The following is a 20,693-nucleotide window of genomic DNA, read 5'->3' as shown; positions in this document are numbered from 1 at the left end:
GGCCCGCGTAAGAAACGTGGTTAGCGGCGATTAACTATTTTTCTTCAGGCAGGAAGTCCGCGACCGACAAATAGCGCTCGCCGGTGTCGTAGTTGAAGCCCAGGACTCGCGAATTCTCGCCCAATTCCGGTAGCTTCTGCTTGATTGCCGCAAGCGTCGCGCCGGAAGAAATGCCGACCAGCAGCCCTTCTTCGCGCGCCGATCGCCGCGCCATTTCCTTCGCGTCGTCGGGGGTCACCTGGATTACGCCGTCAAGCAAATTGGTATCCATGATGGCAGGGATAAATCCCGCGCCGATTCCCTGGATGGGGTGCGGGCCCGGATCGCCGCCGGACAGGACCGGCGAAAGGGTCGGCTCGACCGCATAGACCTTAAGGTTCGGCCAGGCTTTCTTGAGGATGTCGGCGCAGCCGGTGATGTGGCCGCCAGTGCCGACGCCGGTGATCAGGACATCGGGAGGGCTGTCGCCGAAATCGCGCAGGATTTCCTGCGCCGTCGTGCGGCGATGAACTTCGAGGTTCGCGGGATTTTCGAACTGCTGCGGCATCCACGAGTTGGGCGTCGATGCGATGATTTCCTGGGCGCGGGCGATCGATCCCTTCATGCCCTTTTCGCGCGGTGTCAGTTCGAACTCGGCACCGTAGGAAAGCATCAGCCGGCGGCGCTCGATGCTCATGCTGTCGGGCATGACCAGGATCAGGCGATAGCCCTTGACCGCGGCGACCATGGCGAGGCCGATACCGGTGTTGCCCGAGGTCGGCTCGACGATCACGCCGCCCGGCTTCAGCTTGCCGGACTGCTCTGCATCCTCGACCATCGCGAGGGCGATGCGGTCTTTGATCGACGCGCCTGGGTTCGACCGCTCGGACTTGATCCAGACCTCCGCCTTGTCGCCGAACAGGCGGTTGATGCGGATGTGCGGCGTATTGCCGATGGTCTCGAGGACGGTGTTGGCTTTCATGCCGAGGGTCTCCTTTGGGTCGAGGCGGCTAGGTCGGGTCGATGATCCAGTCTTGCAAGCGGTCGCCTATACACCACTTGCGACGACGTCTGCTTCTTCGGGTGCAGGCTCTGGAAGTTCGAAGGTCCGCGCCTTGCGAAGCTCGGGAACAGTCCGGCCCAGATCAAGGTGACGCAGATTGCGGCGATACCTCCCGCAACCGTCGCGGCGACCGGACCGAGCAAGGCGGCGGTGAACCCGCTGCGGGTTTCGCCGAGCTCGTTGGATGCCGAGATCGCCAGCGTCGACACGGCGGAAACGCGGCCGCGCATCTCGTCGGGCGTGTGGAGCTGGATCAGCGACTGGCGGATGTAGACCGAGAACATGTCCGCCGCTCCCAGCGTCGCGAGCATCGCCAGGGACAGCGGGTAGCTGGTCGAAAAGCCGAAGATCGCGGTCGCCGCGCCGAAGACGATGACTGCGGACAGCATCTTGACCCCGACGTCGGTCTTCAACGGCCGGACGGAAAAGAAGATCGCGGTAAGCGTCGCTCCAACGGCCGGCGCCGCGCGCAGTGGCCCAAGCCCGTCCGCGCCGACCTGCAGGATGTCGCGGGCATAGACCGGCAGCATGGCCGTCACGCCGCCGAGGAGCACAGCGAAAAGGTCGAGCGTGATCGCACCGAGCACCAGGCGGTTGCGGCGAACATAGGCGAGGCCGTCCGCCATTTGCTTGATCGGGCTTCCAGGCTTGAGCGGCGCCCGCGCAATTGGGCCGATGGTGAACAGGCAGATCGTGGCGAAGGCAAACAGGATCGCACTGAAGGCGTAGGGGATCTGCGGGTGGAAATCGTAGAGGATGCCGCCGAGGGCCGGACCGGCGATGGCGCCGGCCTGCCATGCGGCGGAGCTCAAGGCGATCGCCTGCGGCAGGATTTCCTTTGGAACCAGGTTCGGCGCCAAAGCTCCGAGCGCCGGACCGGCGAAGGCTCGCGCAACCCCAAGCAACGCCGCGACTCCGAACAGGATGGGAATGCTGATGAACCCGCCCAGGTCGCCCAGAACAGGATGAGCGCGCAGACGAACTCCAGCGAAACAACCGCCCGGGCGATGTACCGGCGGTCGAGCCGGTCGGCGGTCCAGCCGCTGATCGGCGTCAGGACGAACAGGGGCACGAACTGGATCAGGCCGACGAGGCCAAGCTGGAACGCCGCATCGCGGATCGACATCGTCTCGCGGGCGATGTCATAGACCTGCCAGCCGATGACGATGACCATCGCCATCTGGGCAATGGTCGTGGCCAGGCGGGAAAACCAGTAGGACCGGTAGTCCGCGATACGCAAAGGGCAGGGATCACGCCTTGCACCTAGAGGCGGCATGGCGGGTGCGCAATCGCACCGCGCTTGCTGTTGTTCGGCGCGAGCTTTACGCGATGCACCCTCAAGGGAGAGAGATTCATGCGAAGAATTCTGGTCGCTTCGGTTGCGGTTGCGGCGGTGGCTCTGGCGAGCTGCCAGGTGCAGGACAATTCCAATCAGGCGGGGACTGCGGCGGCAACGCCGTCCGCCGACTGGCCGGGCTTCGTCAACAGCTTCATCGAGGCGACCTTCAAGGCCAATCCCGGCTTTGCCGTCGCGCAGGGCCGCCACGAATTCGACGGGCAGATCTCCGATCTTTCGCAGGCCGGGATCGATGCCGAGGTCGCCCGCCTGAAAAAGGCGATCACCGACGCCGAGGCGTTCGGCAACGACAAGCTGACGAAGGAACAGCAATACGAACGCGACTATCTCGTCGCCGTCGCCAAGGGCCAATTGTTCTGGATCGACTCGGAAGGCGCCGACCAGCCACACACCAATCCTGCGTCCTACCTCGGCGCGCTTGACCCTCGGTTTACATCACCGTGCCCTATGCTTCGGAGGAGCAGAGGCTGCGGTCGTACATCAAGTTCCTTGAGAACGTCCCGCGCGCCGCCGAGCAGATGCGCGCCAACATCCGCACCCCGATGCCGATCAGCTTCGTCGACTATGCCAAGAATGCGTTCGGCGGCTTCGCCGAATATTATCCGGCCGACGGCATGGCCGCGTGGAAAGGCGTCGGCACCGACGAGGACCAGAAGGCGCTTCAGGCCGCGACCGACAAGGCCGTGACCGCGATGAAGGAGACGGTCGCCTGGGTCGAAGGGCAGCGCTCGTCCGCCAAGCCGAACTTCGCGCTCGGCAAGGCCAAATACCAGCGAATGCTGGCCGACACCGAAATGGTGGCGACGCCGGTCGAGGAGCTCGAGAAGATCGGGCGAGCCGACCTCGAGTCCAACCAGAAGCTGCTGAAGGAAGCCTGCGCCCGCTACGCGCCCGGCGCGACGATCCCGGCCTGCATGGACAAGATGAATGCCGACAAGCCCGAAGGCGGGCCGGTCGCCGAGGCCCGCCGGCAGCTGCCGATGCTGAAGCAGTTCCTGATCGACAAGAACATCGTCAGCATCCCCGGGCCGGAAGAGGCCAAGGTCGAGGAAGCGCCGCCCTACAACCGGCAGAACGCGGCCTACATCAACATCCCGGGGCCGTACGAAAAGAACCTCCCGTCCGTCTATTACATCGCGCCGCCGGACCCGACCTGGACCAAGGCGATGCAGGACGCCTACATCCCGGGCAAGTCGGACCTCCTGTTCACATCGGTGCACGAGGTTTGGCCGGGCCACTTCCTCAACTTCCTCCACGCCAACCGGTCCAAGAACATGTTCGGCCGCCTGTTCGTCGGTTACGCCTTTGCCGAAGGCTGGGCCACTACACCGAGGAGATGATGCGCCAGGCGGGTGTCGGCGGCGGCACGGACGAGGTTCTCATCGGCCAGATCTCGAACGCGCTTCTGCGCGACTGCCGCTTCCTTTCCTCAATCGGAATGCACACCGGATCGATGACCCAGCAGCAAAGCTACGACCTGTTCCGCAACGAATGCTACCAGGACGAGGGCAATGCGAAGCAGCAGGCGGCGCGCGGGACGTACGATCCGGGCTACCTCAACTACACCATGGGCAAGCTGATGATCCGCAAGCTCCGCGACGACTGGACGGCCAGCCGTGGCGGGCAGAAGGCGTGGAAGGACTTCCACGACCAATTCCTCAGCTTCGGCGGCCCACCCATCCCGCTGGTCCGCCAGCAGATGATGGGCAGCAAGGCGGAAGCGGTATTTTAGGCGCTTCTCGTTCGTGCTTTGTTCTAGTACGCTGAACGCATGGAGATGACGCAAATTCCTCCCGAACCGGGAGGGGGACCATGCGCAGCATGGTGGAGGGGCCCAGGCCTCCTCCGCGCACCAATCAAGCAGGTTAAGCGCGCACGCCGCCTGCGGCGAGAGCTGACCTTGCCGGAGGTTCTCCTGTGGCAGGCTCTTCGAAAGCGTCCGAACGGACTAAAGTTCAGGCGTCAGTTTCCGATCGGTCCGATCGCGGTGGACTTTGCATGTCTTGACCGGCGTTTGATCGTGGAGGTTGATGGAGAAGGGAATAGCTTTGGCGATCAGCCTCGGCGAGATGCTGCACGCGACGCGCTGCTCGTCCGGGAAGGCTTTGGCGTTCTGCGCATTCCGGCTCGTGCCGTTCTCGAAGATCTCGACGCCGTAATTCGCCGGATTGTATCAAGCGCGGACGTGGGCCCCTCCACCAGCCTGCGGCCGGTCCCCTCCCGTGCCGGGGAGGAATAAGTATGGCCAAGCCCAAGACCCGGTACGTCTGCCAAGCTTGCGGCTCCGTCTCCAGCCGCTGGCAAGGGCAGTGCACCGACTGCGCCGAATGGAACACGTTGGTGCAGGAGGCCGCGGAGGTCTCCAGCATCTTTGCAGCCAAGCACAACCTCCAGGGCGGCGGGCGGCAGATTCAGCTTGTCGGCCTCGACCATCCGGTCGCGCTGCCGGAGCGGATCGGCACCGGCATCACCGAATTCGACCGCGCCATCGGCGGCGGCATCGTCCCCGGCTCGGCAATGCTGGTCGGCGGCGACCCCGGCATCGGCAAGTCGACCCTGCTGCTTCAGGTCTGCGCCGACCTCGCGAGCAAGGGCCGTAACGTCATCTACGTGTCGGGCGAGGAGTCCGCAGAACAGGTGCGGCTGCGCGCCGTTCGTCTCGGGCTCGGCAAGGCTCCGGTGCGGCTGGCGGCGGCGACGTCGGTCCGTGACATCCTGACCACGCTCGGCGACAATGGTGGCGCGGACCTGCTGGTCATCGACTCCATCCAGACCATGCACTCCGATTTGATCGAGGGCGCGCCCGGCACGGTGAGCCAGGTCCGCGCTTCGGCGCAGGAGCTGGTGCGCTTTGCCAAGGAGCATGGGACCGCGCTGATCCTGGTCGGCCACGTCACCAAGGACGGCACTGTCGCGGGCCCGCGCGTGCTCGAGCATATGGTCGACACGGTGCTCAGCTTCGAAGGCGAGCGCAGCCACCAGTACCGCATCCTCCGCGCGATGAAGAACCGCTTCGGCGGCACCGACGAGATCGGCGTGTTCGCGATGGAGCGCGAAGGGCTGACCGAAGTCCCGAACCCGTCGGTCCTCTTCCTCACCCAACGCGGCGAGCCGGTTAGCGGCACCAGTATCTTCCCAGCGCTGGAAGGCAGCCGCCCGGTGCTTGTCGAAATCCAGGCTTTGACCGTCCGCCTCGCCTCAGGCGCAACGCCGCGACGCGCGGCCGTCGGGTGGGACAGCGGCCGCCTCGCCATGATCCTCGCTGTCCTCGAAGCGCGCTGCGGCCTCAGCTTCGCGTCGGCGGAAGTCTATCTCAACGTCGCCGGCGGCTATCGCCTGACCGACCCGCCGCCGACCTCGCCGTGGCGGCGGCCCTGATATCCGCGCTGACCGAACGGCCGATCCCGAACGAGTGCATCACTTTCGGCGAGATCGCCTTGTCCGGCGAAGTCCGCCAGGTCGCGCACGCCGGTCTACGGCTCAAGGAAGCCGCCAAGCTCGGCTTCGAACGCGGCTGGGTTCCCGCCGGTACGAAGGGCGCGGATGGCATCGCGTCGAGCAGCTTCGGCAACGTCCGCGCGCTGGTGGATCAGATTCTCGGGCGTTAGCGGAATGGCTGCTTTGGGTGGAAAGCGGACAGTTCGCTGCTAGGCACGCAACATGCTTTTGGGGTTAGCGACGACTGTACTTGTAGCCCTGCTCTGGGACTGGTCTGTCTTTTGGTCGGTTGGGAACTGGCAGCGCACTTTCCGGGGAACGAGTCCTAGTTTCACCTACAGGGAGACGATGTTTCCGAGGCTGGTGGCAACGATCGCAGGCTGCGTCTTGTTTTGGTTTGGCAAACAGTTCTCGGAGCAGTCGATCGGGGTAGCTTTGTTCATTCTGGCCGTGGGCCTCATCGGCACTTCCACGGGTACCTCTATTATAAGGCTTGGGTGATGCGGCGCGAAGGCACATCTGGTCCCGGAAAGTAGGATGCGCGCCTTGGTTTGAAGCTACTATTAAGCCTCTCGTCGCTTCCCGATCACGCTGACCGTTAGAAACTTCGCGTGCTGCTCTGTCGCAACCAGGAATTCGCTCACGCCGCCGCTTGCCAGCGCGACGATGACCTCGCTCATCGGATAGTCGTTCATCTGCATCGCGGGCGCATTCCACCGCCGGCCGGCGCAGATGTTCTGCCAGATCTTCACGCCGGGGATGTGATGGCTCGCCCACCACAAGGCGCGTGAGGGAGCCCGTCGGTGCGGATCGACACATGCACGTGGATTCCGCCGCCCGGACGCACCCGCTCCACCAGCCGCGCCAGGATCGAAAGCCCGCGCCGCACGGGGATGTGCTGCAGCGTGATGTAGCTGTTGACGAAGTCGAACTGGCCGGCCGCATTCGAGAGCCGGTCGTCGGCCAGTTCGAACTCGACATTCGCAACGTCGAGCCGCTCGGCATTGGCCTTCGCCTCGGCGAGCATGGAGGGCGAAACGTCGAGCCCGGTCACCTGCTCGAACCCGGCCCCAGCGGCAGGGTCAGGCGACCGACGCCGCAGCCATGGTCGAGCGCCGACCCACGCGGCACGGCGCCGAAATGGCTTTCGTACCGCCGCAGCAGCCCGGCGACGAAGGCGCGGCCGGATTCGAAGAACGCATCGCGGTTGTCCCCGATCTGCGGCGCGGTGAAGCGCTCCTCGGCGAGCACTCCGTAATAAGGGTTCTCGCGCCCGAACTTCTCCCACGCCTTGTCGGTACTTAGCATTCGCGGGCCACATCAGCCGAACCGTGCCGCCGGCGCAAGCGCCATCGTTCCGTCATTGCGAGGAGCCGAAGGCGACGCGGCAATCCAGATCGCCGCTGGATTGCTTCGCTCCGCTCGCAATGACGAAAAGAACAGGCTAGCGCCTCGCAAAATGAGTGCGCTCGACATCTTCGTCATCGTCCTGCTTGGCGGCGGAGCCGTGATCGGCTTCGTCCGCGGGCTGGTGCACGAAATGCTGTCGCTGCTCGCCTGGGTGGTGGCGATCGTCATGCTGCGCCTGTTCCATACTCCGATCACCGTGTCGCTGACCGAGGCGGTGGATTCGGCGACGGCCGCCGCGGTGCTCGCCTTCATCATCCTGTTCCTGCCGAGCTTCCTGTTCATGAAGTTACTGGCGCGGTCGATCGGCAAGAAGACGCGGACGTCGATGCTCGGCCCTTCGACCGCGTGCTGGGCGGCGGGTTCGGCCTGCTCAAGGGCCTGCTTGCGGTGACCTTGTTCTTCCTGCTGGCGAACCTCGCCACCGATTTGACCTACGGCCCGGAGGAGCCCCGCCCGATTGGATGCGCAACGCCCGCACCTATCCTCTCCTCAACGCCAGCGGCCGCGCCGTCGTCGACTGGGTCGAGGCGCGGCGGAAGGGGAGCCACGAACTCCAGAAGGAAGACCAGAATTGATCCGCCTGCATGACACGATGACCCGCGAGAAGCGGCCGTTTGTGCCGTTCAATCCGCAGCGGATCACCATGTATGTGTGCGGGCCGACGGTCTATGGCCGCGCGCATATCGGCAATGCGCGGCCGCCGGTTATCTTCGACACGCTGGCGCGGCTGATCCGGCATGAGTTCGGACCGAACAGCCTAGTCTATGCCCGCAATGTCACCGACGTCGATGACAAGATCATCGCCGCGGCCGAGGCGGAAGGGGTCGATCCGTCCGTCATCACCGAGCGGTATGAGCGCTTTTACCTCGACGACATGGGTGCGCTTGGCGTGACCCGCCGGACATCGCCCCGCATGCGACGCAGGAAATCCCGGCGATGGTCGCAATGATTGAGCGGCTGATCGAGCGCGCCAATGCCTACGCCGCGGAGGGCCACGTGCTGTTCTCCGTCCCGAGCGATCCCGACTATGGTGCGCTTAGCAAGCGCGACCGCGACGCGATGGTCGCCGGCGCGCGGGTCGAGGTCGCCCCTACAAGCGCGACCCCGCCGACTTCGTGCTGTGGAAGCCAAGCGGCGAGGGCGTCATCGGCTGGAAATCGCCGTGGGGCAGGGGCCGCCCAGGCTGGCACGTCGAATGCTCGGCGATGATCGAGCGGCACCTCGGCGAGACCATCGACATCCACGGTGGCGGGCTCGACCTCATCTTCCCGCACCACGAGAACGAGATCGCCCAGAGCCGCTGTGCCCACCACGGCCTGCCGCTCGCGCGCTACTGGGTGCACAACGGCTTCGTCGACATGGGGTCGGAGAAGATGTCGAAGTCGCTCGGCAATGTCGTCACGCCGGCGGAGCTGCTCGAACAGGGGCACCGCGGCGAGACGCTGCGGCTGGCATTGCTGTCGGCGCATTACCGGCAGCCGCTGGCGTGGACGGACGACCTGATCGCACAGGCGAAGGCGACGCTCGACCGCCTTTATCGCGCTGGCGGCGATGCGGAGGCGGGAGAGATCGACCCGGGCGTGATCGAGGCGCTTTCCGACGATCTCAACACACCGCTGGCGATGTCGCGTCTTTCGGCGATCGAGGATCCGTCGGTCTTGAGAGCCAGCGCGAACTTGCTCGGCTTGCTCCAAAGCTCGGAAGAGGAATGGTTTCGCGGCGGCGGAGATGCGTCGGACGTTGACGCCCGCATCGCAAAGCGCGCGGAAGCGAAGAAAAACCGCGACTTCGCCACCGCCGACCGCATCCGCGACGAGCTAAAGGCCGAGGGTATTGTCTTGGAGGATACGGCTGCGGGCACTACGTGGCGAAGGGAATGAACGCGCCGCTGTACACGACCGAGATCCTGCGGCTTGCGGCTTCGCTGCCTGGGCCGATGACGCTCGACCGGATCGACGGAAGCGCCGAGCAGCGTTCTCCAATCTGCGGAAGCACGATCCGCGCGGTCGTGAAGCTGGGCGATGACGGCAGGATCGAAGCGCTCTCGCAGGAAGTCCATGCCTGCGCGTTCGGGCAGGCTTCGGCCTCCTTGCTTGCGGCAGGCGCGGTCGGCCGCTCGTTCGAAGACATCTCCGAAGCCGCCAACGCTCTCGAAGCGTGGCTTGGCGGCGATCGCGACGATGCCGGAACCTGGCCGAACCTGTCGGCGCTCGCACCCGCCGTTCGCGCAAGTCGCGTCACGGCGCGATCCTTCTGCCGTTCAAGGCTCTCGCCGCCGCCATGAAGAGCGCTCACGCATGACCGGCACCGCGCCCGAGGTCGTCACCAGCAACCTGCTGTTCGACGGCGCGCTGATGCTCGGCGCGGCCTTGTTCTTCGTCACCCTGTTTCGCAAGCTCGGGCTTGGTGCGACGCTCGGCTATATCGTCGCCGGTGCGATCATCGGCCCCAACGCGCTCGGCCTGATCGGCGAGGCGGACTCGATCATGGCGGTGTCGGAAATCGGCATCGCGCTCCTGCTGTTCCTCGTTGGCCTGGAGCTGAACCCGAGCCGGCTGTGGCGATTGCGCAAGGACATTTTCGGGCTTGGCCTGTTGCAGGTCATGGTCTGCGGCCTGGCACTCGCGCTGCTGATCCGCTTCGCGCTCGGCTTCAGCTGGGAAGCGAGCATCGCCATCGGCCTGCCGCTGGGCCTGTCGTCGACGGCGCAGGTGCTGCCGATGCTGCGGTCGACCGGCCAGCTCAACCATCCGCGCGGGGAGCGGGCCTTCTCGGTCCTGCTGTTCCAGGACCTGTCGATCGTCCCGATGATCACCATCATCGCGGCCATGTCGCGGGCGCCGGTCGATCCGACCGCGCCGTCGGGCGGGATGCTCGCGCTCTACACGGTGGGGGCGATCGTCGGCCTGGTCCTCGTCGGCCGCTTCATTCTCAATCCGTTGTTCCGGCTGATCGGCCGCTTCGGCGAGCGCGAATTGTTCATCGTCGCTGGGCTGTTCGCGGTCATCGCCAGCGCCGCGCTCATGCATTCGCTGCATTTGTCGACGGCTCTTGGCGCCTTCATCGCCGGCGTGATGCTTGCGGAATCACCGTATCGGCACGAGCTCGAAAGCGACGTCGAGCCGTTTCGCTCGATCCTGCTCGGCCTGTTCTTCCTCTCGGTCGGAATGCTGATCGACTTCAACGCCGTCGCCGCCCGGCCGGAGCTGGTGTTCGGCCTCGCGGTCGGGATCATCGTCGTGAAGGCGGTGCTGATTGCCGGCCTCGCGTTCATGTTCGGGATGAAGAAAGGGCGGGCGATCTGGCTCGGCCTGTTGCTCAGCCAGGCGGGCGAATTCGGCTTCGTGCTGTTCGGCCAGGCGGCGAGCGCGCAGCTGATCACGCCGGAGGCCGCGTCGCTGTTCAGTGCCGTCGTCACCCTGACCATGGTCTCGACGCCGTTCCTGATGCAGGTAGTCGAGTGGGTCCTCCGGCGGATTCCCGAACCGGCATCCGATCTCGACGGACCCGAGTTCTCGCCCGAGACCAATGTCATTGTCGTCGGCTACGGCCGCTTCGGCCAGACCGTCGCGCAAATGCTGATGGCCAAGCGCATCCCGGTCACGATCATCGACAGCAAGCCATCGCAGATCGAGCTCAGCGAGGAATTCGGCACCAAGGTCTATTACGGCGATGGAACCCGCGTGGACCTGTTGCGCACCGCTGGCGCCGACACCGCCGAGGGCATCCTGTTCTGCCAGACCCGCGCGAACTGACGCGTGAGAAGCTGGAGGCGGTGTTCAACACCTTCCCGCAGGTGGCGGTCATGGCCCGCGTGTATGACCGGCTTCAGGTGATCGAATTCTCCGGGCTCGAGCTCGCTGTCTGCGAGCGCGAGCTCTACGAAAGCGCGGTTGTCATGGGCCGGCAGGCACTGATCAAGCTCGGCATCGCGCAGCGCGAAGCCGAACGGGTCGAGCGCGAATACCGCCAGCGGGACCTCGAACGGCTCGATGCGCAAACGGTGACGGGCGACCTCCACGCCAAGTTCGACCGCAGCTTCGGGGTCGACCGCCCCTGGAGGACGAGGCGAAGAGCCCGGCCTAGGCCGGGCCGTCGAGGTGCGATTCGAGCGCCACGACAATGGACTCGACGACATCGCCGTGGGCGCCCTGGCCGCTGGTCACACGGATATGCGCCTCCGCGTAGGAAGGTCCCGGTCCTTGGCGAGCCGCTCCAGCGTTTCCTTGGGATCACCGTTCCTCAGCAGCGGCCGCGTGTCGCGTCGTGCGGTGCGGTCCGCGAGCACCTCGACCGGAGCGTCGAGCCAGATGGTGATCGAACGCTCGATGAGAAGTTGCCGCGTGCGGGGATCGACGAAGACGCCGCCGCCGGTCGCAATCACTCGAACCTCGCCGTCGACCAGCCTTGCGACCAGCCGGCGCTCGCCGTCGCGGAAGTCGGCCTCGCCGTAGCGTTCGAAGATTTCCGCAGCGGTATAGCCAGCGGCATCGGCGATCGCGCTGTCGGTGTCGATGAAGGGAAGGCCGAGCCGCTTCGCCAGCCGACGTCCGACAGTCGACTTCCCCGCGCCCATCAGGCCAACGAGAACGATCGGTCGATCAAGACGGTCTGTCAGCTTTCCCACCGGCGGGGCTATACAGCGAGCGGACGCGGCGGCAAAAGCGGTCGCGTTCCGTATTTCCAACCGACGCGAGTGCCAATGCCGCGAGCTGTAATCGTTATCCTGTTGCTGGTCCTTGTCCTGCTGGGCCTGCTGTTCTTCTTCTCGCGCCAGGCCGGCGAGCAGCCGACCCGCACCATCGAGGTCGAGGTCAACCGGCCTGCCAATGCGCAATAGCCGACTGCTTGCAGCGGTAGCCGTCGCCGCGATCGCCATTCCGGCGGTCGCGCAAATCGCTGCGCCGACCAACAGCGCGGCTCCGCCCACGCCAGCGGCCCGGCACAGCCAGCACCAACCAGCCCGACGCCAAGCGCTCCGCCGGCGGAAGGGGTTGGCGAAAGCGAAACGGGCGTTGTCGAACTGGATACGGAGGAAGCGGCGGATCAACCTCCGCCGACGCCGGTCGAGATGCCCGGTTTCGCAAGGCGCGATTCTCGCCTGGTCGGGCGTCTCGATCCCGTCGACCTGGGCCTTGGCGCAAGTCCGTGGAAAGGAGCCAGCGGCGCGTTCCTGGCCAGCCTGATGCGACGCATGGGCACGCCGGTCGCATCGCGCTGGGCGCATATCGCGCTTCGCAACGCATTGCTGGCGCGTGCCGTCGCGCCGCGAAACGTCAATCCGGTCGACTGGGCCGCCGAGCGTGCCTGGCTGCTGCTGCGCATGGGCGAGGCCGATGCCGGGCGGATGATCATCGCCAATGTGGACGTCGACCGGTTCACGCCGCGCATGTTCCAGGTCGGGGTCGAGGGCGCTCTCGCCAATGCCGACCCTGCCGCGCTGTGCCCACTCCAGGACGGCATCCAGAAGGCCGATCCCAAGATTTTCCAGGTCGTCGACGCAATGTGTGCGGCGATGGCGGGAGAGCCCGAACAGGCCGCAGCGCAGGTGGACGCGGCGCGCCGTCGTGGCCGGATGACCGGGATCGACCTCGAACTCGCCGAGAAGGTGGTCGGCGCTGGCGGGAACACCAACCGGGCTGTCGATATCAAGTGGGACCCGGTCGACCGCCTCGACACGTGGCGGTTCGGCCTTGCCACTGCGACGGGGATGACGTTCCCGGATCGCCTGATCGCCGCCGCGCCCTCCCAGATGCGCGCGTGGCAGGCCGCCGCTCCGGTGATCGCGCCTTCCGACCGGCTGGCGTCGGCGCAGATCGCCGCTGGGCTCGGCGTCTTTTCGTCGCAGGCGATGGCCGACCTGTATTCGATGATTTACGATTCGACCGGCCCTGACGATCTACCGGGCACGGACGCCTGGCAGTTGCGTCAGGCTTTCGTCGGCAAGGACGTCGAGACCAAGCTCGCGGCGATGCGCAAGCTGTGGGGCAGCGACAAGGACTACCTCGAGTTGGAGGCCGCGCGGGCGACGCTTGGTCGGGCCGCGACCCTGATCGAGCCGGACAAGGCGCTCCAGGCCGATGCGCCCAATCTGGTCGCGTCGATGCTCGCCGCCGGCTTCGACAGGCAGGCCGCGCGATGGAGCCAGGCCGCCAGCCAGATGGACGATCAATATGCCGACCAGGTCTGGGCCATGCTCGCGCTTGGCGCTCCCGACGGAGCCGGCATCGACGTCAGCGCCGGGCGGATCAATTCGTTCATCGATCGCGACAATAGCGAGGGAAAGAAGCGCAGCGCCTTGCTCGTCGCGGGGCTCGCCGGGCTCGGCCGCATCGATCAGGAGACCGCGGGTCGGATCAGCGGACGCTCGGGCCTTCGTCTCGACCGACGCTCGCCGTGGACCCGGATGATCGATCGCGCCGCGGCGCTCGGGCAGGCGGGAACCGTGCTGGTGCTCACCGGCACCGGATTCCAGTCGCCGACGTTCGACGGTCTTCCGCCCGCGCACGTCTACCACTCGATCGCCGCCCTCAAGCGGACCGGTCAGGACTACATTGCGCGAATGATCGCCGCGGAAGCTCTCGCGCGCACGTGATGCCGGCGTGAACCTCGACGACAAAGCGCTCGTCGACCGCTTCCTGGACATGATGGCGGCGGAGGCGGGTGCGTCGAAGAATACGCTGGCAGCCTATCGCACCGACCTCGAACGCACGGCGGATTCGCTCGGCGGCGTTCTCGGCAGCGCCAACAGCGATGGTCTGTCGGGCCTCGGCAAGGCGTGGAGCGACCTTGCGCCATCGACTGTGGCTCGGCGGTCGGCGGCGCTTCGACGCTTCTACGGTTTCCTGTTCGACGAAGGCCTTCGCAAAGACGACCCCTCCGCCGCCCTACCGCGTCCGGCATTCGAGCGTCCGCTGCCGAAGATTCTCGATTCCGACGAGGTCTCCCGTCTGTTCGAAGCGGCCGAGGACCGCGCGTCCAGCGGCGAGCATCTCGCCGTTCGCAACCTCGCTTTGCTGGAACTGCTCTACGGTTCCGGACTGCGAGCGACCGAGCTGGTGAGCTTGCCCCGTGGTGCGCTCCGCGTCGGCCAGCCATTCCTGATCCTCAGGGCAAAGGCTCCAAGGAGCGGCTGGTACCGATCTCCGGCCGTGCGGAGCAGGCGGTCGAGAAATGGCGCGCGGAAGTGCCGTCGGCTTCCCTGTGGCTGTTCCCCAGCGGCAAGTCGCACCTCAGCCGCATTCGCCTTTACCAGATCGTGCGGGCCATGGCCGCCGACGCCGGCATCCCGCCGGAACGGATCAGCCCGCACGTCCTCCGCCATGCCTTCGCGACGCACTTGCTGTCGGGGGAGCAGACCTTCGCGTGGTCCAGTCGCTGCTCGGCCATGCCGACATTGCGACGACGCAGATCTATACCCACGTCGACAGCGCGCGCCTGATCGAGCTGGTCAACACGCGGCATCCGCTGGCCGACCGTCGTTGACGCGCACGTCAGGCCGCCGTACCCGCGCGGCCAATGCAGACGTACCTAGATTTCGAAAAGCCGATTGCCGAGCTCGAGACCCGCGTTGCCGAGCTGAAAGACACGGCCACCAATGGCGAGATCGATATCGATCCGGAGATCGAGAAGCTCGAAGCCAAGGCGGCCAAGCTCCTGTGCGACACTTATGCCAAGCTGACGCCGTGGCAGAAGGCGCAGGTCGCCCGCCATCCGGAACGGCCGCACTTCAAGGACTATGTCGCGGGCCTCGCCGAGGACTTCGTACCGCTCGCCGGCGATCGCGGCTTCGCGGACGATCCGGCGATCGTCGGCGGCCTCGCCACCATCGGCGGTCACAAGGTCGTTCTGATCGGCCATGAAAAGGGCGACGACACCGCCTCGCGGCTCAAGCACAATTTCGGGATGGCGAAGCCGGAAGGCTATCGCAAAGCCATCCGCCTGATGCGCCTCGCCGACCGGTTCGGGTTGCCCGTCGTCAGCCTGGTCGACACTCCCGGCGCGTTTCCGGGCGTGCAGGCCGAGGAGCGCGGGCAGGCGGAAGCCATCGCCCGTTCGACCGAGGAATGCCTTTCGCTGAAGGTTCCGGTCGTTGCGGTGATCGTCGGTGAAGGCGGCAGCGGCGGAGCGGTCGCCATTGCCGCGGCCAACCGCGTGCTGATGTTCGAACATGCGGTCTATTCAGTGATTTCGCCCGAAGGCTGCGCCTCCATCCTGTGGCGCACGGCCGACAAGGCTGCCGATGCTGCCGAGGCGATGAAGATTACGGCGCAGGACCAGCAGGCGCTCGGCGTCGTCGACCGCATCGTGCCGGAGCCGCTGGGTGGAGCGCACCGCGATCCAGAGGAAGCGATCGCCAATCTGAAGGACGCGATCCTCGAGGAACTGAAGGGCTGCGGTGAGCTCGGCGGCGAGGACCTGTTGCGGCAAAGGCGCGCCAAGTACCTCGCGATGGCCTAGGCGCCACAGGAACCGCCTGACTTCATCTCTCGTTCAAGGTCGCAAGGGTTCAGTTACGGCCCGTAGCGAAACAAGAGAGAGACCATGCGTAAGGCCTTTTTTCTTCTCGGCGGCGCGGCGCTTGCCGCCAGCTCCATCATTTATGCGCAAGTCCCGGCCGGGTGCTGCCGCCGCGATACGTCCAGGAAAGCCAGCAGGAACATCCCAAGCTGGTGGACGAGTTCGGGGAGCCGAGACGGGTCAGCGCGCTTCCTACGTCGATTCCGTCGGACGGCGGGTCGCGTCCTATTCCGGCGTTGCACCCAACGCATACCGTTTCACCGTGCTCAACTCGGCGGTCGAAAACGCCTTCGCGACGCCGGGCGGCTACGTCTACATCACCCGGCAGCTGATGGCGCTGATGGACGATGAGTCCCAGCTGGCCTTCGCGCTGGGCCATGAGGTCGGCCACGTCGCCGCCAATCACCAGCAGGCACGCGAGAATTATGCCCAGCGCAGCAGCGTGATGGGCGTGTTGGGCGCGATCCTCGGCAGCGTCATCGGCGGCGGGTTCGGCAATGCAGTGGCGCAGATGGCGACCACCCGGTCGCAGATGGCCACGCTCAGTTTCTCGCGCGACCAGGAATATCAGGCCGATACGCTTGGCCTACGTTATCTCGTCAATGCGGGATACGACCCGGCCGGCGCCGCCGGTGTCCTGGCCGCGATCACCCGGGCGACGGCGCTGGAAGCCCGCGTGCAGGGGCAGGACAGCCGCCAGACGCCGGAATGGGCGAGCACCCATCCGCTCAGCGAGAACCGGGTTCAGCGCGCCTCCCTGGAGGCTCGCCAGACTGGGCGCATTGGCACGGGGCAGAAGAACCGCGACCTGTTTCTCAACCAGCTCGAAGGCGTGTTCGTCGATGACGATCCAGCGCAGGGCATCATCGACGGCCGCACTTTTACCCATCCCGACCTGCGGATCTATTTCGCGGTGCCGCAGGGCTACCTGATGCAGAACGGTACGACCGAAGTCTCGATCAGCGGTTCGGCCGGGAAGGCGCAGTTCAGCGGCGGGCGCTACGACGGCAGCCTCGAGAACTATATCGGCCAGCTGTTGCAGGCCCTTGGCGGCGGCCAAGTGCGGATGTCGGTGCCGCCGCGAGAAGGACGAGCGTCAACGGCATTCCCGCCGCCTACACGACCGCTCAAGCCTACACGCGGTCAGGAAGGGTGGACGTAAGCGTCTTCGCCTACCAGTGGAGCCCGAACACGGTGTATCACTTCGTGATGATCACACGGGGCGGCACCGGCTTTGCGCAGTTCGTGCCGATGGTGGAATCGATCCGCCGGCTAGGGCCGAACGAGGCGGCACAGATCCGCCGCGCGTTATCCACGTCGAGACGGTGAAGCCCGGGGATACCGTACAAGCGCTTGCGAGCCGGATGGCCTATCGGACCTTCCAGCTCGATCGGTTCCTGTCGCTGAACAACCTGGCCGCGAACTCGAGGCTCGTGCCGGGTCAGAAGGTGAAACTGGTCGTTTACGGGTCCCGGCGCGCCTGAACGCGGCGCGCCGAACTGGGGTCCCTTAAGAGTTCTGAACGGCCTGTGAGATGTTGGTCCACATGCCGCCTGCTCCGCCGCCCATGGCGCGAAGCCCGCCCATCATCGCAATGACGATGAGCGCAGCGATTAGTCCGTATTCGATCGCCGTTGCGCCCTTCTGGTCGGTGCGCAACCGGCGAAAATTCCTTCGGATAGCGTCCACGCCACCCTCCTCTGGTCCACGTCCACGGAAGCGGGCTTACACTGTTACGGGTTAACAACTGATGCGATGCAGAGGTTAATGGAGCTTCATCCATGGCCGCCGGCCGGAGGCGTCCAGGCGGCGAAGTGAAGGATCTCGAAAGTCTCCTTCACCCGGCCGCCTTGCGCAGCCGATTGAAACTGCGCGGCCGCCGCCTCGGCAGCCGCCCGCGACAAAGGCTGCCGGGACCGGGATTTGAGGACATTGGTGGCGCCCATGGAGCGGAGGTCGCGAACGAGGTCGGCAAGTGACTTGTAGCTGACCATCACGCGATCGACATCGACGACCGGCATTGCGAAACCGGCCGAGGTGAGGAGCGCCGTGAACGGCGCTGCCTCGACCCGGGGTGTGCATGCGGCGTTGCGCCGCCCATCCGCTCGTCGGCGGAACGCATGGCAGATCGAAGCGCCGGGAGAGTGTCGCCGCCGGACAGCGCGCCGATGAACAGGGAGTCGTCCTGAAGCGCAAAGCACATCGTCAGGAGCGCACGCGGGAGATCATTGGCCGTGTCGAGCCAGCCGAGGGCGATGACGAGGTCGTAGGCGCCGGGTTCGATGCCTGCGATGTCCTGCGGGGCGATAACCTCGACCGTGTCCGCATACGAACCGAGCTTCTGCGACCATCGAGGGTCGAATGTGCTCACCAGCAGGGCCGAGCGAAAGCGCCGCTGGATCAGGCTGAGGCGGTCGAGAATATCCTCGAACGCGCGCTCGTGCAGGAACAGCTCCGGGCCGCGCTTCAGCGCGCGCTGGCGGCGAAGTTCGCCAAGTCCCTCATCGAACAGCGCATTCGTCATCGAGGCGCTTGTGCGGCGGCGGCGGAGCGGCGACAAGGATTGAGTGGAGGCGGGACGGATCATTCGATCGGCGTGGAGGGAAGTGCTCGACTTCGCGCTCCCACCGCGATGCGGGGTTGCGGACTGATCGTCGATGAGGTGCACAGCTTTTGTCCCGACTGCTGGACCAAGGTCGAGTTCCTCGGCGAGAGCGGCTGCTTGACCTGCGGAATGCCGCTGGAAGCCACCGATGCCGAGGAATGCGGCGCTTGCATCGCCAAGCCGCCGCGCATCCGGCGCACGCGCTCGGCCGTCGCCTATGACGACCTGTCGCGGAGTATTGCCATTCGTCTCAAGTACGGGCGCAAGGTGGCGCTTGCGCGGACGATGGCGCGCTACATGGCGCCGCTGGTCCGGCGCGACGAGCGGGCGATCCTCGTGCCTGTGCCGCTCCATCGCGCGCGGCTGTGGCAGCGCGGGTTCAACCAGTCGGCGCTTGTTGCGAACGAGCTTGCGCGGGCGACCGGCCTTCGCGCGGACCCGTACATCCTGCGCCGGGTGAAACGGACTCCGGCGCTGAAGGGAACGAGCCTGAACCAGCGCCGCAACGTGGTCGCGGGCGCGTTTGCAGTGAACAAAGCGGCGGAGCTTCAGGGGCGCGCGGTCGTTCTCGTCGATGACGTCCTGACGACGGGGAGCACCGCCAACGCCTGCGCCAAGGCGCTTCAGCGGGCCGGTGCCGACCGCGTAGAGCTGGTGAGCTGGGCGCGAGTGATCAAGCCGATGCAAGTGACCGAATGAGGAGCGAAGAGATTGGCCCGGGTGGAGATTTACGTGAAGTCGACGTGCGGATTTTGCTTCAGGGCACAGCAGCTGCTCGACGCCAAGGGCGTCGACTATGAGGCTTACGAGCTGAAGTGGGGCAGCCCCTGCGCGAGGAGATGATCCAGCGCGCCCACGGGCGAACGACGGTGCCGCAGATTTTCATCGACGGCCAGCACATCGGCGGGTGCGACGAACTCTACGCGCTGGACCGCGAGGGCAAGCTGGAGCAATTACTGGCGGCGTGATGGTCAAGATCGCACTCTTCCAGTCGCAGACGGGCGTCGATCCCGCCGCCAGCGCTTCGCGCATGGTCGAGGCGGTGGCGACGGCCGCGGAGAGCGGCGCGGCGATGCTGTTCACGCCGGAAATGTCCGGTCTCCTCGATCGCGACAAGGAAAGAGCGGCACATAACGTCCGGCTCGAGGATAATGACGAGGTTCTCGCCGCGACGAGGGAAGCGGCGGCCAAGCATGGCATCTGGGTGCATATCGGTTCGCTCGCAGTGCGCACCGAGGGCCGCCAGTTCGCCAATCGCGCCTTTGTCATCGATCCGCGCGGCGAAGTGCGGGCGCGCTACGACAAGATTCACCTGTTCGACGTCGACTTGCCGTCCGGCGAAAGCTGGCGGGAAAGCAACGTCTACCGGCACGGCAGCGAAGTCGTGATCGTCGACGGGACCCCGGTCGGGAAGCTGGGCCTGACCATCTGCTACGACCTGCGGTTCCCTGCGCTCTTCGCGGCCCTTGCCGAAGCCAATGCGGACGTCATCGCGGTGCCGGCCGCGTTCACGGTCCCGACGGGCAGGGCGCACTGGGAAGTGCTTCTGCGCGCTCGTGCGATCGAGGCGGGCCTGTTCATCGTGGCTGCAGCGCAGTCGGGTCATCATGAGGATGGGCGCACGACCTACGGCCATTCCCTGGTCGTCGATCCGTGGGGCGAAGTGGTGCTGGACATGGGCGAGGGAAGTGCCGTGAAGACCGTCGACATCGACCTCAGCCGGATCACCGACGTTCGCAGCCGGGTCCCGGCACTCAGCCATCGCCGCTCGATCGGCGAAGCGGTCTCGCGATGATCGTCTTCGACCTTCGCTGCGATGAAGGTTGCGCCACGTTCGAAGGATGGTTCGATTCCAGCGAAGATTACGCGCAGCAGGCGCGGCGCGGGCTGGTGCAATGTCCCTATTGCGGCTCCGCCAAGGTTGCGAAGGCGCCGATGGCTCCGCGTGTCAGCCGCTCCGACGGTTCTTTTGCGGACGTCAAGGATGTGATCGGCGAAGTCGCGGCGCTGCAAGCGAAGATGCTCAGCAACTCAGAATGGGTCGGCGCTGACCTGCCGGATACGGCGCGGGCGATGCATCTCGGCGAGATGGAAAAGCGGCCGGTACACGGCCAGGCGAGTGCCGAGGAGGCCAAGTCGCTGGTCGAGGAAGGCGTGCCGATCCTGCCGCTGCCGCTTCCCGTCGTGCCGCCCGGCCAAGTGAATTGATAAAGCCGCGCCGGATGCCTATTCCGGCGCTCGGAGGCTCCGTAGCTCAGCAGGATAGAGCGACGGTTTCCTAAACCGCAGGTCGCAGGTTCGAGTCCTGCCGGGGCCACCAT

22 protein-coding genes, 1 tRNA gene and 7 pseudogenes are annotated in these 20,693 nt (G+C 65.8%); 21 read left to right on the top strand and 9 right to left on the bottom strand.

The genetic code is table 11. From position 1 onward, the window contains the following. Positions 1 to 34: 34 nt before the first annotated feature. A complete protein-coding gene (gene cysK / locus H9L15_RS01890; protein ID WP_187714973.1) occupies positions 35 to 961 on the bottom strand; it encodes a cysteine synthase A in 927 nt (308 codons plus the stop codon). Between the two features lie 66 nt (positions 962 to 1,027). Then, positions 1,028 to 2,318, bottom strand: a pseudogene (locus H9L15_RS01885) (MFS transporter). A 521-nt stretch (positions 2,319 to 2,839) separates the two neighbouring features. Between H9L15_RS01885 and H9L15_RS01880 the strand changes: the two are divergent. The 3 genes and pseudogenes from H9L15_RS01880 (at position 2,840) to radA (ending at position 6,007) form a co-directional block, all read left to right on the top strand. Next, a pseudogene (locus tag H9L15_RS01880) lies at positions 2,840 to 4,131 on the top strand (DUF885 domain-containing protein). A 39-nt stretch (positions 4,132 to 4,170) separates the two neighbouring features. Beyond that, positions 4,171 to 4,638: an endonuclease domain-containing protein gene (locus tag H9L15_RS01875; protein WP_317617561.1), complete on the top strand. Its 468-nt coding sequence runs from the start codon at positions 4,171 to 4,173 to the stop codon at positions 4,636 to 4,638. Between the two features lie 2 nt (positions 4,639 to 4,640). Further along, positions 4,641 to 6,007, top strand: a pseudogene (gene radA, locus H9L15_RS01870) (DNA repair protein RadA). Positions 6,008 to 6,400: 393 nt separating this feature from the next. Here radA and H9L15_RS01865 read toward each other — a convergent pair. Genes H9L15_RS01865 through H9L15_RS01855 form a run of 3 tightly spaced genes read right to left on the bottom strand, consistent with a single transcriptional unit; the run spans position 6,401 to position 7,145 of the window. Continuing rightward, on the bottom strand, positions 6,401 to 6,589 hold the full coding sequence (locus H9L15_RS01865; protein WP_187714972.1) for a hypothetical protein: 189 nt from the start codon (positions 6,587 to 6,589) through the stop codon (positions 6,401 to 6,403). Further along, a complete protein-coding gene (locus tag H9L15_RS01860) occupies positions 6,586 to 6,891 on the bottom strand; it encodes a class I SAM-dependent methyltransferase (protein ID WP_187714971.1) in 306 nt (101 codons plus the stop codon). Before H9L15_RS01860 ends, H9L15_RS01865 begins: the two co-directional genes overlap by 4 nt. Continuing rightward, positions 6,888 to 7,145 (bottom strand): hypothetical protein, encoded by a 258-nt coding sequence (locus H9L15_RS01855; protein ID WP_187714970.1) that lies wholly within the window; start codon positions 7,143 to 7,145, stop codon positions 6,888 to 6,890. Before H9L15_RS01855 ends, H9L15_RS01860 begins: the two co-directional genes overlap by 4 nt. 151 nt (positions 7,146 to 7,296) lie before the next feature. Between H9L15_RS01855 and H9L15_RS01850 the strand changes: the two genes are divergently transcribed. The 6 genes and pseudogenes from H9L15_RS01850 to H9L15_RS01835 form a co-directional block, all read left to right on the top strand. Next, positions 7,297 to 7,638, top strand: a complete 342-nt coding sequence (locus H9L15_RS01850) for a CvpA family protein (RefSeq protein ID WP_317617560.1) — start codon at positions 7,297 to 7,299, stop codon at positions 7,636 to 7,638. Positions 7,639 to 7,818: 180 nt separating this feature from the next. Further along, positions 7,819 to 8,196: a cysteine--tRNA ligase gene (locus tag H9L15_RS18435; protein ID WP_262984881.1), complete on the top strand. Its 378-nt coding sequence runs from the start codon at positions 7,819 to 7,821 to the stop codon at positions 8,194 to 8,196. Beyond that, positions 8,184 to 8,704 (top strand): annotated as a pseudogene (locus H9L15_RS20710) (cysteine--tRNA ligase); the annotation flags it as partial. The gene H9L15_RS18435 and the pseudogene H9L15_RS20710, both read left to right, overlap by 13 nt. Before the next feature lie 165 nt (positions 8,705 to 8,869). Continuing rightward, a complete protein-coding gene (locus H9L15_RS20705; RefSeq protein WP_455567145.1) occupies positions 8,870 to 9,127 on the top strand; it encodes a CysS/YqeB C-terminal domain-containing protein in 258 nt (85 codons plus the stop codon). Then, positions 9,124 to 9,531, top strand: coding sequence for an iron-sulfur cluster assembly scaffold protein (locus H9L15_RS01840; RefSeq protein WP_223276422.1), 408 nt, complete (start codon positions 9,124 to 9,126; stop codon positions 9,529 to 9,531). Before H9L15_RS20705 ends, H9L15_RS01840 begins: the two co-directional genes overlap by 4 nt. A 13-nt stretch (positions 9,532 to 9,544) precedes the next feature. Further along, a pseudogene (locus H9L15_RS01835) lies at positions 9,545 to 11,319 on the top strand (cation:proton antiporter domain-containing protein); the annotation flags it as partial. A 90-nt stretch (positions 11,320 to 11,409) separates the two neighbouring features. Here H9L15_RS01835 and H9L15_RS01830 read toward each other — a convergent pair. Then, positions 11,410 to 11,874, bottom strand: a complete 465-nt coding sequence (locus H9L15_RS01830; RefSeq protein WP_317617628.1) for a shikimate kinase — start codon at positions 11,872 to 11,874, stop codon at positions 11,410 to 11,412. A 75-nt stretch (positions 11,875 to 11,949) separates the two neighbouring features. Here H9L15_RS01830 and H9L15_RS16715 point away from each other — a divergent pair, with 75 nt between their 5' ends. The 7 genes and pseudogenes from H9L15_RS16715 (at position 11,950) to H9L15_RS01790 (ending at position 17,251) form a co-directional block, all read left to right on the top strand. Continuing rightward, positions 11,950 to 12,087: a hypothetical protein gene (locus H9L15_RS16715; RefSeq protein WP_223276421.1), complete on the top strand. Its 138-nt coding sequence runs from the start codon at positions 11,950 to 11,952 to the stop codon at positions 12,085 to 12,087. Between the two features lie 231 nt (positions 12,088 to 12,318). Next, entirely contained in the window at positions 12,319 to 13,842 is a 1,524-nt protein-coding gene (locus tag H9L15_RS01825; RefSeq protein WP_187714969.1) for a hypothetical protein, read from the top strand. A 49-nt stretch (positions 13,843 to 13,891) separates the two neighbouring features. Then, a pseudogene (locus H9L15_RS16710) lies at positions 13,892 to 14,732 on the top strand (tyrosine recombinase). Positions 14,733 to 14,765: 33 nt separating this feature from the next. Then, positions 14,766 to 15,707: an acetyl-CoA carboxylase carboxyltransferase subunit alpha gene (locus H9L15_RS01805; protein ID WP_187714968.1), complete on the top strand. Its 942-nt coding sequence runs from the start codon at positions 14,766 to 14,768 to the stop codon at positions 15,705 to 15,707. A 142-nt stretch (positions 15,708 to 15,849) separates the two neighbouring features. After that, positions 15,850 to 16,929: a M48 family metalloprotease gene (locus H9L15_RS01800; protein WP_187714967.1), complete on the top strand. Its 1,080-nt coding sequence runs from the start codon at positions 15,850 to 15,852 to the stop codon at positions 16,927 to 16,929. Next, positions 16,920 to 17,096, top strand: a complete 177-nt coding sequence (locus H9L15_RS01795) for a hypothetical protein (protein WP_187714966.1) — start codon at positions 16,920 to 16,922, stop codon at positions 17,094 to 17,096. Before H9L15_RS01800 ends, H9L15_RS01795 begins: the two co-directional genes overlap by 10 nt. Next, the gene (locus H9L15_RS01790; RefSeq protein WP_187714965.1) at positions 17,093 to 17,251 is read left to right on the top strand and encodes a LysM peptidoglycan-binding domain-containing protein; all 159 of its coding nucleotides are present in this window, start codon (positions 17,093 to 17,095) and stop codon (positions 17,249 to 17,251) included. Before H9L15_RS01795 ends, H9L15_RS01790 begins: the two co-directional genes overlap by 4 nt. 25 nt (positions 17,252 to 17,276) lie before the next feature. Here the strand turns inward: H9L15_RS01790 and H9L15_RS01785 are convergent, their stop codons facing one another. From H9L15_RS01785 to H9L15_RS01775, 3 genes are all read right to left on the bottom strand, one after another. Continuing rightward, a complete protein-coding gene (locus H9L15_RS01785) occupies positions 17,277 to 17,456 on the bottom strand; it encodes a Flp family type IVb pilin (RefSeq protein WP_223276420.1) in 180 nt (59 codons plus the stop codon). 86 nt (positions 17,457 to 17,542) lie between these two features. Then, on the bottom strand, positions 17,543 to 17,788 hold the full coding sequence (locus H9L15_RS01780) for a hypothetical protein (protein ID WP_187714964.1): 246 nt from the start codon (positions 17,786 to 17,788) through the stop codon (positions 17,543 to 17,545). Beyond that, entirely contained in the window at positions 17,761 to 18,354 is a 594-nt protein-coding gene (locus H9L15_RS01775; protein ID WP_187714963.1) for a hypothetical protein, read from the bottom strand. The genes H9L15_RS01780 and H9L15_RS01775 overlap by 28 nt, the downstream gene beginning before the upstream one ends. Positions 18,355 to 18,363: 9 nt before the next feature. On the opposite strand from H9L15_RS01775, the gene H9L15_RS01770 reads away from it, so the two are divergent. From H9L15_RS01770 to H9L15_RS01750, 5 genes and pseudogenes are all read left to right on the top strand, one after another. Further along, positions 18,364 to 19,071, top strand: coding sequence for a ComF family protein (locus tag H9L15_RS01770; protein ID WP_317617559.1), 708 nt, complete (start codon positions 18,364 to 18,366; stop codon positions 19,069 to 19,071). 12 nt (positions 19,072 to 19,083) lie between these two features. Then, a pseudogene (grxC, locus tag H9L15_RS01765) lies at positions 19,084 to 19,340 on the top strand (glutaredoxin 3). Next, positions 19,340 to 20,167: a carbon-nitrogen hydrolase family protein gene (locus H9L15_RS01760; RefSeq protein WP_187714962.1), complete on the top strand. Its 828-nt coding sequence runs from the start codon at positions 19,340 to 19,342 to the stop codon at positions 20,165 to 20,167. The pseudogene grxC and the gene H9L15_RS01760 overlap by 1 nt, the downstream one beginning before the upstream one ends. After that, entirely contained in the window at positions 20,164 to 20,580 is a 417-nt protein-coding gene (locus H9L15_RS01755; RefSeq protein ID WP_187714961.1) for a DUF1178 family protein, read from the top strand. Before H9L15_RS01760 ends, H9L15_RS01755 begins: the two co-directional genes overlap by 4 nt. A gap of 35 nt (positions 20,581 to 20,615) precedes the next feature. Beyond that, positions 20,616 to 20,692: transfer RNA gene (locus H9L15_RS01750), tRNA-Arg, on the top strand. Position 20,693: the final 1 nt, after the last annotated feature.

Source organism: Sphingomonas daechungensis (assembly GCF_014489495.1).
GTDB classification, from domain to species: Bacteria; Pseudomonadota; Alphaproteobacteria; order Sphingomonadales; family Sphingomonadaceae; genus Sphingomicrobium; species Sphingomicrobium daechungense.
Note: the sequence above shows the minus strand (reverse complement) of the source record. Positions and strands in the feature narration are given on the sequence as shown.

Bases quoted from the DNA above. Each gene is read 5' to 3' on its own strand.
- cysK (WP_187714973.1), bottom strand. From the start codon at position 961: ATGAAAGCCAACACCGTCCTCGAGACCATCGGCAATACGCCGCACATC.
- H9L15_RS01875 (WP_317617561.1), top strand. From the start codon at position 4,171: ATGGAGATGACGCAAATTCCTCCCGAACCGGGAGGGGGACCATGCGCA.
- H9L15_RS01855 (WP_187714970.1), bottom strand. From the start codon at position 7,145: ATGCTAAGTACCGACAAGGCGTGGGAGAAGTTCGGGCGCGAGAACCCT.
- H9L15_RS01850 (WP_317617560.1), top strand. From the start codon at position 7,297: ATGAGTGCGCTCGACATCTTCGTCATCGTCCTGCTTGGCGGCGGAGCC.
- H9L15_RS20705 (WP_455567145.1), top strand. From the start codon at position 8,870: ATGTCGCGTCTTTCGGCGATCGAGGATCCGTCGGTCTTGAGAGCCAGC.
- H9L15_RS01840 (WP_223276422.1), top strand. From the start codon at position 9,124: ATGAACGCGCCGCTGTACACGACCGAGATCCTGCGGCTTGCGGCTTCG.
- H9L15_RS16715 (WP_223276421.1), top strand. From the start codon at position 11,950: ATGCCGCGAGCTGTAATCGTTATCCTGTTGCTGGTCCTTGTCCTGCTG.
- H9L15_RS01825 (WP_187714969.1), top strand. From the start codon at position 12,319: ATGCCCGGTTTCGCAAGGCGCGATTCTCGCCTGGTCGGGCGTCTCGAT.
- H9L15_RS01805 (WP_187714968.1), top strand. From the start codon at position 14,766: ATGCAGACGTACCTAGATTTCGAAAAGCCGATTGCCGAGCTCGAGACC.
- H9L15_RS01800 (WP_187714967.1), top strand. From the start codon at position 15,850: ATGCGCAAGTCCCGGCCGGGTGCTGCCGCCGCGATACGTCCAGGAAAG.
- H9L15_RS01780 (WP_187714964.1), bottom strand. From the start codon at position 17,788: ATGCCGGTCGTCGATGTCGATCGCGTGATGGTCAGCTACAAGTCACTT.
- H9L15_RS01775 (WP_187714963.1), bottom strand. From the start codon at position 18,354: ATGATCCGTCCCGCCTCCACTCAATCCTTGTCGCCGCTCCGCCGCCGC.
- H9L15_RS01760 (WP_187714962.1), top strand. From the start codon at position 19,340: ATGGTCAAGATCGCACTCTTCCAGTCGCAGACGGGCGTCGATCCCGCC.
- H9L15_RS01755 (WP_187714961.1), top strand. From the start codon at position 20,164: ATGATCGTCTTCGACCTTCGCTGCGATGAAGGTTGCGCCACGTTCGAA.